Annotated in this window: 13 protein-coding genes; 7 read left to right on the forward strand and 6 right to left on the reverse strand. The window is 68.6% G+C overall.

Going from position 1 to position 13,685, the window contains the following annotated elements; translation table 11 throughout:
- Nucleotides 1-4: 4 nt before the first annotated feature.
- Together AC1RLW_RS26830 and AC1RLW_RS26835 are read right to left on the reverse strand one after the other, a co-directional pair.
- The gene (locus tag AC1RLW_RS26830; RefSeq protein ID WP_493195729.1) at nt 5-1,633 is read right to left on the reverse strand and encodes a sugar ABC transporter ATP-binding protein; all 1,629 of its coding nucleotides are present in this window, start codon (nt 1,631-1,633) and stop codon (nt 5-7) included.
- Nucleotides 1,634-1,669: 36 nt separating this feature from the next.
- Nucleotides 1,670-2,623: a sugar ABC transporter substrate-binding protein gene (locus AC1RLW_RS26835; RefSeq protein WP_062479141.1), complete on the reverse strand. Its 954-nt coding sequence runs from the start codon at nt 2,621-2,623 to the stop codon at nt 1,670-1,672.
- Nucleotides 2,624-2,885: 262 nt separating this feature from the next.
- On the opposite strand from AC1RLW_RS26835, the gene ychF reads away from it, so the two are divergent.
- The gene (gene ychF, locus AC1RLW_RS26840; protein WP_095948031.1) at nt 2,886-3,977 is read left to right on the forward strand and encodes a redox-regulated ATPase YchF; all 1,092 of its coding nucleotides are present in this window, start codon (nt 2,886-2,888) and stop codon (nt 3,975-3,977) included.
- Between the two features lie 94 nt (nt 3,978-4,071).
- On the opposite strand, the gene AC1RLW_RS26845 is transcribed toward ychF, so the two are convergent.
- Nucleotides 4,072-5,061 (reverse strand): trypsin-like peptidase domain-containing protein, encoded by a 990-nt coding sequence (locus AC1RLW_RS26845; protein WP_493195730.1) that lies wholly within the window; start codon nt 5,059-5,061, stop codon nt 4,072-4,074.
- Between the two features lie 134 nt (nt 5,062-5,195).
- Between AC1RLW_RS26845 and AC1RLW_RS26850 the strand changes: the two genes are divergently transcribed.
- Nucleotides 5,196-5,870, forward strand: a complete 675-nt coding sequence (locus AC1RLW_RS26850; protein ID WP_070062765.1) for a glutathione S-transferase — start codon at nt 5,196-5,198, stop codon at nt 5,868-5,870.
- 19 nt (nt 5,871-5,889) lie between these two features.
- Here the strand turns inward: AC1RLW_RS26850 and AC1RLW_RS26855 are convergent, their stop codons facing one another.
- Nucleotides 5,890-6,360, reverse strand: a complete 471-nt coding sequence (locus AC1RLW_RS26855) for a YqaA family protein (protein ID WP_056577751.1) — start codon at nt 6,358-6,360, stop codon at nt 5,890-5,892.
- 183 nt (nt 6,361-6,543) lie between these two features.
- Here AC1RLW_RS26855 and dusB point away from each other — a divergent pair, with 183 nt between their 5' ends.
- From dusB to purH, 3 genes are read left to right on the forward strand one after another with little or no spacing between them, the layout of a single operon-like run.
- Complete coding sequence (gene dusB / locus AC1RLW_RS26860) at nt 6,544-7,602, forward strand: tRNA dihydrouridine synthase DusB (RefSeq protein ID WP_070062764.1); 1,059 nt, start codon at nt 6,544-6,546, stop codon at nt 7,600-7,602.
- Nucleotides 7,603-7,626: 24 nt separating this feature from the next.
- On the forward strand, nt 7,627-7,863 hold the full coding sequence (locus tag AC1RLW_RS26865; RefSeq protein WP_056577757.1) for a Fis family transcriptional regulator: 237 nt from the start codon (nt 7,627-7,629) through the stop codon (nt 7,861-7,863).
- Between the two features lie 16 nt (nt 7,864-7,879).
- Nucleotides 7,880-9,487, forward strand: coding sequence for a bifunctional phosphoribosylaminoimidazolecarboxamide formyltransferase/IMP cyclohydrolase (gene purH, locus AC1RLW_RS26870; protein WP_493195731.1), 1,608 nt, complete (start codon nt 7,880-7,882; stop codon nt 9,485-9,487).
- Between the two features lie 76 nt (nt 9,488-9,563).
- Here purH and AC1RLW_RS26875 read toward each other — a convergent pair whose 3' ends face one another.
- Nucleotides 9,564-10,040, reverse strand: coding sequence for a hypothetical protein (locus AC1RLW_RS26875; RefSeq protein WP_062479124.1), 477 nt, complete (start codon nt 10,038-10,040; stop codon nt 9,564-9,566).
- 143 nt (nt 10,041-10,183) lie between these two features.
- Complete coding sequence (locus tag AC1RLW_RS26880; protein WP_062479122.1) at nt 10,184-11,080, reverse strand: LysR substrate-binding domain-containing protein; 897 nt, start codon at nt 11,078-11,080, stop codon at nt 10,184-10,186.
- Between the two features lie 159 nt (nt 11,081-11,239).
- Between AC1RLW_RS26880 and AC1RLW_RS26885 the strand changes: the two genes are divergently transcribed.
- On the forward strand, nt 11,240-12,229 hold the full coding sequence (locus tag AC1RLW_RS26885) for a Bug family tripartite tricarboxylate transporter substrate binding protein (protein WP_493195732.1): 990 nt from the start codon (nt 11,240-11,242) through the stop codon (nt 12,227-12,229).
- A gap of 42 nt (nt 12,230-12,271) precedes the next feature.
- Entirely contained in the window at nt 12,272-13,672 is a 1,401-nt protein-coding gene (locus AC1RLW_RS26890) for an amidase family protein (protein ID WP_493195733.1), read from the forward strand.
- Nucleotides 13,673-13,685 lie beyond the last annotated feature (13 nt).

Below are 13,685 nucleotides of genomic sequence, written 5' to 3' on the forward strand. Positions count from 1 at the left end.
GTCGTCAGGCGTCGGCGGAAGTCGGGGCGGAGGCTGCGGAAGAAGGGGCGGAATCCGCCGGGGAGCCGGGCACGCGGCCCGTGGCGTCGCTGAAGGCGGCGGCGAGCAGCGACTGTTCGCTCCACTCGCCGCGCTCGAACACAGCGACCAGCCGGCCAGCGCTCATCACGCCGATGCGGTCGCACATGGCCATCAGCTCGCGCAGGTCGCTGGACACCATCAGGAGCGCCTTGCCGGCGTCGGTCATGCGGTCGAGTTCGGCGTACAGGTCGGCGCGCGCGCCCACGTCCACGCCGCGCGTGGGTTCGTCCAGCAGCAGCACCTTGCACTCGCGGTGCAGCCAGCGCGCGAACACCACCTTCTGCTGGTTGCCGCCGCTGAGCGTGGACACGGGTTGTTCGATGCTGCGCGAGCGGATGCGCAGCAGCTCGACCAGCCGGCGCGCAATCTGCCGTTCCTTGGCGCGGCGCAGCCAGCCGGCGTGCGAGATCGCGCCGAGGTCGCTCAGCGTGGCGTTGACGCGGATCGGCTGCGTGGGCAGCAGGCCCTGCGACTTGCGGTCTTCGGTGACGAGGCCGATGCCCGCGCGGATGGCCTGCATCGGCGAGCGCCAGCCCTTGCGCGCATGCCGCACGGGCTGCGCGGCCGGGGTGCCGTCGTGCAGCACGACCTCGCCGCGGTCGGCGCGGTCGGCGCCGAACAGCAGCCGCACGAGCTCGGTGCGGCCCGAGCCGACCAGGCCGGCCAGGCCCATGACTTCGCCCGCGCGCAGTTCGAGATCGACGTCGCGCACCACCTGCGCCCGGCCGATGCCGCGTGCGCTCAGCAGCACCGGGCCCGCCACGCGGCGCGCGCGGCCTTCGTGCTCGTGCACCGCGCGCCCGACCATGCGCTGCACCAGTTCGGATTCGCGCACGCCGGCCATGGCGCGCACGTCGACCAGCTTGCCGTCGCGCAGCACCGCCACGCGGTCGGCGATGCGCTGCAGTTCTTCGAGGCGGTGCGACACGTAGACGATCGCCACGCCGCGCAGCTTCAGCAGCTCGATCTGCTCGAACAGGTGCGCGGTTTCGCGCGGCGTGAGCATGGCGGTGGGCTCGTCGAGCACCAGCACGCGCGTGTCGTCCTGCAGGTTGCGTGCAATCTCCACCATCTGCTGCTGGCCGATGCCCAGCCGCGCCACCGGCGTGGCCGGGTCAATGCCGTCCAGGCCGATCTTGGCGAGCTGGCGCTCGGCCAGCTCGTGCAGGGTGGCGCGGCGGATCCAGCCGCTCTTGTGCGGCAGGCGGTCGAGCAGCAGGTTCTCGGCCACCGACAGCGTGGTGACGAGGCCGAGTTCCTGCATGACCATGCGCACGCCCAGCCGCTCGGCATCGCGGCGCGAGGCCGGCGCGAAGGGCTGGCCATCGAGCAGCATGCCGCCGCGCGTGGGCTGCACCAGCCCGCAGACGATCTTCGACAGCGTGCTCTTGCCCGCGCCGTTCTCGCCCGTGAGCGCCAGCACCTCGCCGGCGCGCAGCTCGAGAGAAACGCCGTCGAGCACCGGCGCCGCGTAGTCCTTGCCGACGGTGCTCAAAGAGAGCACCGCGGTGGGTAAGGGCGGGTGCAGGGCGGCGTCGGTGGCGGCAGTCAAAACGGAGTCTTCTTCTTGTTGAGGGGAGCGGAGGGCTTACTTGGAGGATTTGGTGACGAGCACCACGTCGGTCTTCACTTCGGCCGGCATTTCCGATTGCTTCTTCTTGTCGGCGATGGCCTTCAGCGCGGTCTCGATGCCGAACACCGCCTGCTTGGCGGCGAACTGGTCGGCGGTGGCGAGCACGCGGCCGTCCTTCAGCATCGGCTTGATGGCGCCGATGTTGTCGTAGCCCACCACCAGCACCTTGCCGGTCTTGCCCGCGGCCTTGACGGCGGCCACGGCGCCCAGCGCCATGCTGTCGTTGCCGGCCAGCAGGGCCTTCAGGTCGGGGTGCTCGCGCATCATGCCGGCGGCCACGGTGTTGCCCTTGTCGATTTCCCACTGGCCCGACTGCACGCCGACCACGGTCATGCCGCCGGCCTTCATGGCGTCCTGGTAGCCCAGCGTGCGCTGCTGCGCATTGAAGGTGGTCGACACGCCTTCGATGATGCCGACCTTGTCGCCCGACTTCAGCTCCTTGGCCAGCGCATCGCCCACCAGCTTGGCGCCGGCGCGGTTGTCGGGGCCGACGAAGGGCACCTGGATGCCCTTTTCCTTCAGGGCGTCGGCGTCCAGCCGGTTGTCGATGTTCACGACCAGGATGCCCTTGTCGATGGCCGCCTTGATCACCGGCACCAGCGCCTTCGAATCGGCGGGCGCGATGACCAGCGCGTTGATCTTCTGCGCCACCATCTGCTCGACCATCTTGATCTGGGCGGCGGTGTCGGTCTCGTCCTTGATGCCGTTGGCCACCAGCGTGTACTGCGCGGCGTTGGCCTTCTGGTGCGCCTTGGCGCCGTCTTCCATGGTGCGGAAGAACTCGTTGGCCAGCGACTTCATGACCAGCGCGACCTTCGGCTTGTCCTGCGCGAAGGCGGGCGTTCCGGCGATGGCGCCCAGCAAGGTCAATGCGGCAGCGCTTTGCAGGGTACGGCGGGTGAACTTCATGGTGGATGTCTCCTGAAATGAGGGGTCAGAGCGGAACGCCGGTCTGTGCCGGGGGCCCCGATGTTAATCGAGGGAAACGTTTGCGCAAACGTTTGCCAGTCGGGTCAAACCCTGAGCTTTTCAGCTCTCGAAGCCTCTGCCAGAGGGCTTTCGGGCAGGGTCGGGCGCCTTGGAAAAGGCGTGCCGGCGTGGCGGGAAAGGTGCCCGACCCGGGGGAGAACCCGGTCAGCCTAAAATCGGGGGTTACCCAAGAGGACCTCCCATGAGTTTGCAATGCGGCATCGTCGGCCTGCCCAACGTCGGTAAATCCACCCTTTTCAATGCGTTGACCAAGGCCGGCATCGCAGCGGAAAACTATCCGTTCTGCACCATCGAGCCCAACGTGGGCGTGGTGGAAGTGCCCGATCCGCGGCTCGACCAGCTGAGCGAGATCGTCAAGCCCGAGCGCGTGGTGCCCGCCATCGTCGAGTTCGTCGACATCGCCGGCCTGGTGGCCGGTGCCAGCACCGGTGAAGGCCTGGGCAACAAGTTCCTGGCGCACATCCGCGAGACCGACGCCACCGTGAACGTGGTGCGCTGCTTCGACGACGAGAACGTGATCCACGTGGCCGGCAAGGTCGACCCGATCTCCGACATCGAAGTGATCCAGACCGAACTCTGCTTGGCAGACCTGGCCACGGTCGAGAAGGCACTGCACCGCCACACCAAGGTGGCCCGCTCGGGCGACAAGGACGCGCAGAAGCTCGTCGGCCTGCTCGAACGCTGCCAGGCCGCGCTGAACGAGAACACGCCCGTGCGCGCGCTCGAGTTCACCAAGGAAGAGATGCCGCTGGTGAAGAGCTTCACGCTCATCACCGCCAAGCCCGCGATGTTCGTCGGCAACGTGTCGGAAGACGGTTTCGAGAACAACCCCTACCTGGACCGCCTGCGCGAGTACGCCGCCAAGCAGGGCGCGCCCGTGGTCGCCATCTGCGCCAAGATCGAAGCCGACCTGGCCGAGATGGACGACGAAGACAAGAAGATGTTCCTGGCCGAAATCGGCCAGGAAGAACCGGGCCTGAACCGCCTGATCCGCGCCGCCTTCAAGCTGCTGGGCCTGCAGACCTACTTCACCGCCGGCGTGAAGGAAGTGCGCGCCTGGACCATCCACATCGGCGACACCGGCCCCCAAGCTGCCGGCGTGATCCACGGCGACTTCGAGAAGGGCTACATCCGCGCCCAGACCATCGCGTTCGACGACTACATCGCCTTCAAGGGCGAGCAGGGCGCGAAGGACGCGGGGAAGATGCGGTCGGAAGGCAAGGAATACGTCGTGAAGGATGGCGACGTGATGAATTTCCTGTTCAGTTCCTGATTTCGCGCGCCCCACCGGGGGCAACACCTGAGGCCCGGCGAAGCCGGTTCCTCGGTGTTTCACGAAGGAGCCGCCTGACGGCGAGCCGCTTCGATCATTCGGTCTTCTGCTTGCCCCACACCACGGTGTCGTCCACCGCATAGGCGGCGCACGTCACCTTGCGTTCAGTGCAGCCTTTCAGATGCTCGGTCAGCGCGGCCGAGCTGGTGGCAGTGCCGAACTTCTGATCGCCGGTGATCAGGAAGATCCGGGGCCGGGCCTGCAGCAGGAACTGGCGGTACGCATTGCGCACCGGGGTCGGGTCGGCGCCGATGGAGGGCAGGGCCTGCAGGTCCGACAGCTCGGCGTGGCCGGACGGCGCGGGTTCCCCGTTGGGGCCGAACACCACGCCGGTGGTCTTCAGCAGATCGCGCCATGTCGCCAGCTCCGTGGTCACGCGCTGAGGCAGTTCCATCACCCATTGCGCCGGATAGGCAAAGCCGAGGTTCGCGCCGCCGGGCGCCACGCTGTCGGTCACGCCGACCAGCCGGCCCTCGGTGTCGAACAACCCGCCGCCGCTGGAGCCTGAAGACACGGGCGCAGACGTTTGCACGATCGGCAGTTGCCCGGGCGCGCGCGGACGCAGCGCCGAGATCAGGCCCTCGCTCAGCGTGCGTTCGAGGCCGTGCGGGCTGCCGACCGCGAACACGCGCTGGCCGACGCGCAACTCGGCGGCGGGCACGATCTGCACGGCGGGCAGCTGCAGCGGCGTTTCGCTCGTGAGCACGCACAGGTCGCGCGACGGGTCGGGGTCGCGCACGATGCGGGCGATGCGCAGCGTGGTCGGGCCCTGCTCCACGGTGACGGCGACGGCGCCGTCGACCACATGGCAGGCCGTGGCCAGCGCGCCCGGGGTCACAGCCACCGCGCTGCCGATGGCGGTCTGGTTGTTGCCGCGTTCGCCTTTCACGGTCCAGACGGCGGGCGCGACCTTGCGGAACACCTCCTCGGGCGTGAGTGCCCAGGCTTGGCAGGCCGCAAGGCCGAGCCAGAGTCCGGTGATGAACAGCGAGGTGCGGCGGCGCCGCGTGGAGTGAAGGGCCATCCGGGTCAGTGTAGGAAGCGGCCCTACGGTTTGCCGTAGGCGATGACGCTGTCGCAGCGGGCGCCTGAAGCCCGCACGTGTTGTGGTTAGACTGCGCGCCCGCTGCATCCTCTGCCGGAAGGCCTTCATTCGCCATGCTCACTGTCCATCACCTGAACAACTCGCGCTCGCAACGTGTGCTCTGGCTGCTCGAAGAGCTCGAGCTGCCCTACGAGATCGTCCATTACCAGCGCGACCCCAAGACCATGTTGGCGCCCGCTTCGCTGAAGGCCGTGCATCCGCTGGGCAAGTCGCCCGTGGTGACGACCGACGACGGCGCGACGCTGGCGGAATCGGGCGCGATCATCGAGTCGCTCATCGAACGCTACGGCCAGGGTCGGCTCGCGCCCGCGCCGGGCTCGCCCGAGGCCTTGCGCTACCGCTACTGGCTGCACTTCGCCGAAGGCACGGCGATGTCGCCGCTGCTGCTCAAGCTGGTGTTCGACCGCATCGAGACGAGCAAGATGCCCTTCTTCGCCAAGCCGATCGCCAAGGCCATCGCGGCGAAGGCGAAGTCGGCCTTCATTCATCCGAACATCACGGGCCATCTGAATTTCATGGAGGCCGAACTCGGCCGCAGCGAGTGGTTTGCGGGCAATGAATTCACGGGCGCCGACATCCAGATGAGTTTCGTGGTCGAAGCCTCGCAGGCGCGCGGCGGGCTCGATGCGCGGCGCCCCAAGCTCATGGCCTACCTGGAGCGCATCCATGCGCGCCCGGCCTACAAGCGCGCGCTGGAGCGCGGTGGCCCCTACGAACTGCTGAGCTGAGTTTTTTCGACCGCGCGCTTCATGACGGGAAGACGTAAAGGAGCGCGTAGGTCATCGTCACGTAGCGCAGGAACTTGCCGATCGCCATGTAGCCCACGCAGGGCCAGAACGGCAGCTTGAGCCAGCCGGCGACCGCGCACAGCGGGTCGCCCACGATCGGCAGCCAGCTCAGCAGGCAGGCCTTCGGGCCCAGCCGCTCGAGCCAGCCGAGCACGCGCAGGTGGTGTTTCGAGTGCGAGTACTTGTCGGCCACCTTGTGCGCGCCGTAGCCCATCCACCAGTCGACCGCGCCGCCCAGCGTGTTGCCGATGGTGGCCACGGCAATGGCCTGCCAGAACATCTCGGGGTTGAGTTTCAGCAGGCCGAACAAAATCGGTTCGGAGCCCACCGGCAGCAGCGTGGCCGACACGAAGGCCGCGATGAACAGCGTCGAAAGTCCGTACTGGGGGAGCGCGAGGAGCGCCAGGAGTGCGTCGAGCCAGGCTTGCATAAGGTCGGCGAAGTATAGGCAGCGCTCACGTCGCAAGCGCGTGGGAGAAGGCCCCGCGAAATACTGGTGTTTACGCCTGTGTCGCAAGCGCAAAAAGGCGTAAATCGTTTCAGTCGCTGAAATGCCACGTGGCTACAATCGTGCCTCATTTTTCAGCAGCCGACCCGCACAGCACTCCTTCCCATGACCTTGCAGATCGGCACCCACACGCTGGAAAACCGGCTGTTCGTCGCGCCCATGGCCGGCGTGACGGACCGGCCCTTCCGCATGCTGTGCCGCGAACTCGGCGCGGGCTATGCGGTCAGCGAGATGGTCACCTCGCGCAAGGAACTCTGGAACACGCTGAAGACCTCGCGGCGCGCCAACCACGACGGCGAGCCGGGCCCCATTGCGGTGCAGATTGCCGGCACCGACGCGGCCATGATGGCCGAGGCCGCGGTCTACAACATCGAGCGCGGCGCGCAGATCATCGACATCAACATGGGCTGCCCGGCCAAGAAGGTCTGCAACAAGTGGGCCGGCTCGGCGCTGATGCGCGACGAGCCGCTGGCCCTCGAAATCGTGCAGGCCGTGGTCGACGCGGCGCAACCATTCAACGTGCCGGTCACGCTCAAGATGCGCACCGGCTGGAGCGAAGACCACCGCAACGCGGTGAAGCTCGCACGCGACTTCGAATCGGCCGGCGTGCAGATGCTCACGGTGCACGGGCGCACGCGTGAGCAGGGCTACAAGGGCCACGCCGAGTACGACACCATCGCCGCCGTGAAGGCCGCGGTGCGCGTGCCGGTGGTGGCCAACGGCGACATCCGCTCACCCGAGAAGGCGCGCGACGTGCTCGCGGCCACGGGCGCCGACGCCGTGATGATCGGCCGCGCCGCGCAGGGCCGGCCGTGGATCTTCCGGGAGATCGCGCATTTCCTGGACACCGGCACCCACCTGGCGCCGCCGCTGGTGGCGGAGGTGCGCCGGCTGCTGCTCGACCACCTGGTGGAGCACTACGCGCTGTACGGCGAGTTCAGCGGCGTGCGCACGGCGCGCAAGCACATCGGCTGGTATGTGCGTGCGCTGCCTGACGGCGAGGCGTTCCGCGCACGGATGAACGCCATCGAAGACTGCGCCGGCCAGCTGCGCGCGGTCGACGACTATTTCCAGGGGCTTGCGGACCGCATGGACCGCATGCCCGCCCCGACGGCAGACGAGGAGCCGGCGGGAGAAGAGGAGACGGCCTGCGCCGTCGATTGAGCGAAGACAAAAAGAGAAGAAGCAATGAGCAAGAAACACATCGAGGACTGCGTTCGCAGCAGTCTGGACAGCTACTTTCGCGATCTGCGGGGCACCGAACCCGACGGCATGTACGAGATGCTCGTGCGCGTGGTCGAGAAACCCCTGCTCGACGTCGTCATGACGCGCGCCGAAGGCAACCAGTCCCGGGCCGCCCAATGGCTGGGCCTGAACCGCAACACGCTCCGCAAGAAATTGGTCGAGCACAAACTTTTGAAATAACTCCACGGCATATCCCATGGCTCAGACCGCACTCCTTTCCGTTTCCGACAAGACCGGCATCCTTGAATTCGCGCAGGCCCTGCATGGCCTGGGCGTCAAGCTGCTGTCCACCGGCGGCACCGCCAAGCTGCTGGCCGACGCCGGCCTGCCGGTGACCGAGGTCGCCGACCACACCGGCTTTCCCGAAATGCTCGACGGCCGCGTGAAGACGCTGCACCCGAAGATCCACGGCGGCCTGCTGGCGCGCCGCGACCTGCCCGCGCACGTCGCTGCGATCAAGGAGCACGGCATCGACACCATCGACCTGCTGGTGGTCAACCTGTATCCGTTCGAAGCCACAGTGGCCAAGCCCGGCTGCACGCTGGAAGACGCCATCGAGAACATCGACATCGGCGGCCCCGCCATGGTGCGCAGCGCCGCCAAGAACTGGAAGGACGTGGGCGTGCTCACCGACGCCTCGCAGTACGCCGTGGCGCTGGCCGAACTCAAGGCCGACGGCAAGCTCAGCGACAAGACCAAGTTCGCGTTCTCGGTGGCCGCGTTCAACCGCATCGCCGACTACGACGGCGCGATCAGCGACTACCTCTCGGCCATCGATTTCGACGCCAGCATCGGCCAGCCCGCGCCCACGCGCTCGCTGTTCCCCGCGCAGAGCAACGGCCGCTTCGTGAAGGTGCAGGACCTGCGCTACGGCGAGAACCCGCACCAGCAGGCCGCGTTCTACCGCGACCTGTACCCGGCGCCCGGTTCGCTCGTGTCGGCCAGGCAGCTGCAGGGCAAGGAGCTGAGCTACAACAACATCGCCGACGCCGATGCGGCGTGGGAATGCGTGAAGAGCTTCGACGTGCCGGCCTGCGTGATCGTGAAGCACGCCAACCCCTGCGGCGTGGCCGTGGGCGCCGATGCGCTCGAGGCCTACAGCAAGGCCTTCAAGACCGACCCGACCTCGGCCTTCGGCGGCATCATCGCCTTCAACCGTCCGGTCGACCTGGCCACCGCGCAGGCCGTCAACAAGCAGTTCGTCGAAGTGCTGATGGCACCGGGCTACACGCCCGAGGCGCTGGAAGTGTTCCAGGCCACCAAGGCCAAGCTCAACGTGCGCGTGCTCGAGATCGCACTGCCCCAGGGTGGCGCCACCGACTGGGACAACGGCCGCAACGCGATGGACGTCAAGCGCGTCGGCTCGGGTCTCCTGATCCAGACCGCCGACAACCACGAGCTGGCACTGGCTGACCTCAAGGTGGTCAGCAAGAAGCAGCCCACGCCGCAGCAGCTGCAAGACCTGCTGTTCGCCTGGAAGGTCGCGAAGTACGTCAAGAGCAACGCGATCGTGTTCTGCGCCGACGGCATGACGATGGGCGTGGGCGCCGGCCAGATGAGCCGCCTCGATTCGGCGCGCATCGCCAGCATCAAGGCCGAGCATGCGGGCCTGTCGCTCAAGGACACGGCGGTGGCGAGCGACGCCTTCTTCCCGTTCCGCGACGGCCTGGACGTGGTGGTGGATGCGGGCGCGGGCTGCGTCATCCAGCCGGGCGGCTCGATGCGCGACCAGGAAGTGATCGACGCGGCCGACGAGCGCGGCGTGGTGATGGTGTTCTCGGGCGTGCGCCACTTCCGCCACTGAGCCTGCGGCCCTGCGGGGCCTGCCCGAACAGAACAAGGCCAGGGTCGCTCGCGCGGCCCTGGCTTTTTTGTGGCTGCTACTCGTGCGTGCCGAAGCGGTACTTGAGCTGGAAGCTGATCGCGCCGTACAGCCGGTTCCTGATCGTCGGCACGTAGGCGATGTTCAGGCCCCAGTTCTTGCCCTCGATGGCGGCGGTCGGAATGATGGCGGGGAACCAGTTGCCGTTGCGGTAGTCGGGGTAGCCGTCGAAGCCGCCCACCACCGCGCCGAACTTCACGCCGTAGAACTCGAAGGGCAGGATGTACAGGCCGACATAGTGCGACTGGCGCCGGTTGCTGTTGTGGAAGGTGCCGGCCGTGACGCGGTAGGTGTCGTTCAGCGGGTACTCGAAGCCCAGGCCCGGGTTGGCGTTTTCCAGGCCCTTGCCGCTGTCGAAGTGGGCCGAGTAGAAGCCGGGGTTGACCCAGATGTTCTTCGGCTCGAAGGACTGCGCCAGCGCGAGGCCCGGCAAAAGAAGGGCACTCAGCAGTGGCAGCATGCGCAAGGGGGTCATGGGCGGGGCATCCTGAAATTGGTCTGTCTCGCGGCTTCGATGGTGGCTGCGATGACGGCTTCCCTTGGGTCTGCGCGCGGGGGCATGGCCCCGCGAACGCCGGCGCAATATACACGCGGCGATCACGAAAACGATGACATCGCTCAGGCGGGCCGCGCCAGGTACTTGCGAAACAGCTCGGCCAGCCGCAGCGCCGCCAGCGACAGCGGCTTGCCGCGCGGCGAGACGATGCCCAGCTCCAGCGGCGGCACCGGCATCGCGAGCGGCACGCGCTCCACCAGATCGGCATACGGCGGCATGGTGAGCATGCCGGCCGGCCCGACCATCAGCGCGTCGCTGCGGGTCAGCAGGCCCCAGCTCACGCCGAACGACGCCACCTCGATGCGGTGCTCCGGCAGCGGCAGGCCCTGCGCGGCGTACTGCTCCAGCAAGAAGGTGTGCTGGCTGCCCGGCGCCAGGTGCATCAGCCATTCGGCGCCCGCCACTTCTTCCCAGCGGGTGGCGCGGTTCAGCGGATGGCCGCGCCGGCAGAGCACCGCCATCTCGATCATGTCGAGCCGTTCGAACGCGAAGTCGGCATCGAGCGCCGCGGCCACCGGGCCGGCCACCGCGAAGTCGATCGTGCCTTCGCGCAGCAGCGGCAGCACCTGGGGAATCAGGCCGTCGAAGAGCTTGAGCTGTGCATGCGGCATGGCCTTGCGAAAGGCGCGCACCACCTCGGGCAGCACGCCCAGGAACACCATCGGCGTCACGGCGACGGCCACGCGCCCGTGCTGGCTGCCTTGCAGGATGCGGATGTCCTGGCGCGCGAGTTCGAGCTGCTGGTGCGCCAGCCGCGCGCGCACGGTGAGCTGGCGGCCGCACTCGGTGAACTCGATGCCGCGCGAACTGCGCAGCACCAGTTGGGCGTCGACCTCGGCCTCGAGTTCGCGGATCGCCTTGGTCACGGCCGCCTGGCTCAGGTGCAGGCTGCGCGCGGCGGCGCGGATGCTGCCGGTGTCGGCCAGCCGCAGCCAGGCCTTGAGCTGGTGGTCCTTCATGCGGCGCATTCTGCCGCCCGGCGCCACCGGGTGATCCCCAGACAAACGCAGGTTGTCATCGCGACAAGCGATTGTCTTTTCCGGCGCGCGGCCGATTTCTAGACTTTGCGCACCGGTCGTCTCATGGTGAGCGGCGGGACTCTCACAGGAGATACCTTCGTGCCTGCACTGTCATTCGCGTGGACCCGCCGCATCGTCCTGGCCGGGCTGGCCGCCGTCGCCCTGGGCGCCTCGATGGGCGCCTCGGCCCAGTTTCCCGAGCGCCCGTTGAAATTCATCGTGCCCTACGCCGCTGGGTCGGGCGTGGACGTGGCGGTGCGGCCCGTGGCCGATGCGATGGGCCGCGAGCTGGGCCAGGCCCTGGCGGTGGACAACCGCCCCAGCGCCGGCGGCATCGTCGGCACGCAGGCGCTGGCCACCTCCGCGCCGGACGGCTACACGGTCGGTTACGGCAACCTCGTCACGCTGAGCATCAACCCCGCCTTCTTCTCGAAGCTGCCCTACGCGCCCGAGAAAGACCTGGTGCCGGTCGGCCTGATCTCGAGCAACGCCTACGTGCTGATCGTGCGCAAGGACCTGCCGGTGCGCAACCTGCAGGAACTGGTCGCCTATGGCCGCGAGCACCCGGGCAAGCTCTCGGCCGGCTCGCCCGGCATCGGCAGCGCAGGCCATCTGACCGGCGAACTGCTCAAGGCCGAGACCGGACTGACGATGGTGCAGGTGCCCTACAAGACCGGCACCCAGGCGGTCGGCGACATGGTCAACGGCCAGCTCGACGTGACCATCGAGAACATCTCGGCGGTGCTGCCGTTCATCCAGCAAGGCCGGGTCAAGGCGATCGCCGTGACCAGCGCCAAGCGCGCCGGGGTGCTGCCCGAGGTGGCGACGGTGGCCGAGAGCGGCGTGCCCGGTTTCGAGGTGGTGGCCTGGGGCGCGCTGATGGCGCCGGCGGGCACGCCGCGCAAGACGGTCGACCGGCTCAACACCGCGCTGCGTACCGCGCTGGCCGACCCGGCCGTGGTGCGCGCCAACGCCGCGCTGTCGATCGAGGCGCTGCCCTCGAGCCCCGAGGAACTCAGCGCGCTGATGAAGCGCGAGAAGCCGCGCTGGGCCGACGCCGTGCGGCGCGCGGGCGTCAAGGGCGACTGACGCACGGCCCGATCGATTTCATTTTTCTCAAGGAGACAACGCATGCAACTCTGGCAACTGGAAGCCGCCGACCTGGCGCAGCGCATCAAGGCGCGCGAGGTCTCGTGCGTCGAGGCGGTGCGCAGCAGCCTGGCGCGGCTGGAGGCCGTCAACCCGCGGGTGAACGCCGTGGTCGACGGCTGCGCCGACGAGGCCCTCGGCGCGGCGGCGCAGGCCGATGCCGTGCTCGCGAAGGGCGAGGCGACCGGGCCGCTGCACGGCGTTCCGGTCACCATCAAGGTCAACGTCGACCAGCGCGGGCATGCCACCACCAACGGCGTGGAGGCCTACCGCAGCGTCGTGGCCACGGAAGACAGCCCCGTGGTGGCGAACCTGCAGCGCGCCGGCGCGATCGTGGTCGGCCGCACCAACACGCCCGCGTTCTCGATGCGCTGGTTCACCGACAACGCAGCACACGGACGCACGCTGAATCCGCACAACGCCGACGTCACTCCGGGCGGCTCGAGCGGCGGCGCGGCGGCGGCGGTCGCGGTCGGCATCGGCGCCATCGCGCACGGCAACGACCAGGGCGGATCGATCCGCTACCCGGCCTATGCCTGTGGCGTGTACGGCCTGCGCCCGAGCTTCGGGCGCGTGCCGGCCTTCAATCCTTCGGGTGCGGGCGAGCGGCCGATGGTGGTCCAGCTCACGTCGGTGCAGGGGCCGCTGGCGCGCAGCGTGCGCGACCTGCGGGTGGCCTTTGCCGCGATGGCGCAGCGCGATGTGCGCGATCCCTGGTGGGCGCCCGCGCCGCTGGAATCCGCAACGTCGGGCAGCCCGGTCAGCGTGGCGCTGTGCACCGAGCTGCCCGGCTACGCCTGCGACCCCGAGGTGGCCGATGCGTTGCAGCGCGCCGCGCGCCGGCTGGAGCGCGCCGGCTACCGCGTCGAGCCTGCGCAGCCGCCGCGCCTGCGCGAGACGGCCGACCTCTGGTTGTCGTTGACGATGGCCGACAGCCGGCTGCTGGTGGAAGAGGCGCTGATGCGCGACGGCGACGACACCATCCGCCAGGCCTACCGCGCCATGGACGCGCACGTGCCGCAGTTCGACACCGTGAGCTACATGCGCGCCCTGGCCGCGCGCACGGGCCTGATGCGCGAATGGGCGCTGTTCCTGCAGCGCCATCCGCTGCTGCTGATGCCGGTGTCGTGGCGCCATCCGTTCCCGGTCGACGCTGACCAGCGCGGCAGCGCTGCGATGCGGGAGATCCTGGATGCGCAGAGCCCGCTGTTGTCCACCGCGATCCTGGGCTTGCCGGGGCTGTCGGTGCCGATGGGGCTGCGCCACGGGCTGCCCACGGGCGTGCAGCTCGTGAGCGACCGCTTCCGGGAAGACCTGTGCCTGGCCGCGGCCGAAGTGCTCGAGGCTGAGGCCGGGCCGGTGGCGGCGGTCGACCCCGCCTGAGTGGGGAGGGCGC

The sequence above is a fragment of the Variovorax sp. GW822-FHT04A09 genome, assembly GCF_058801005.1.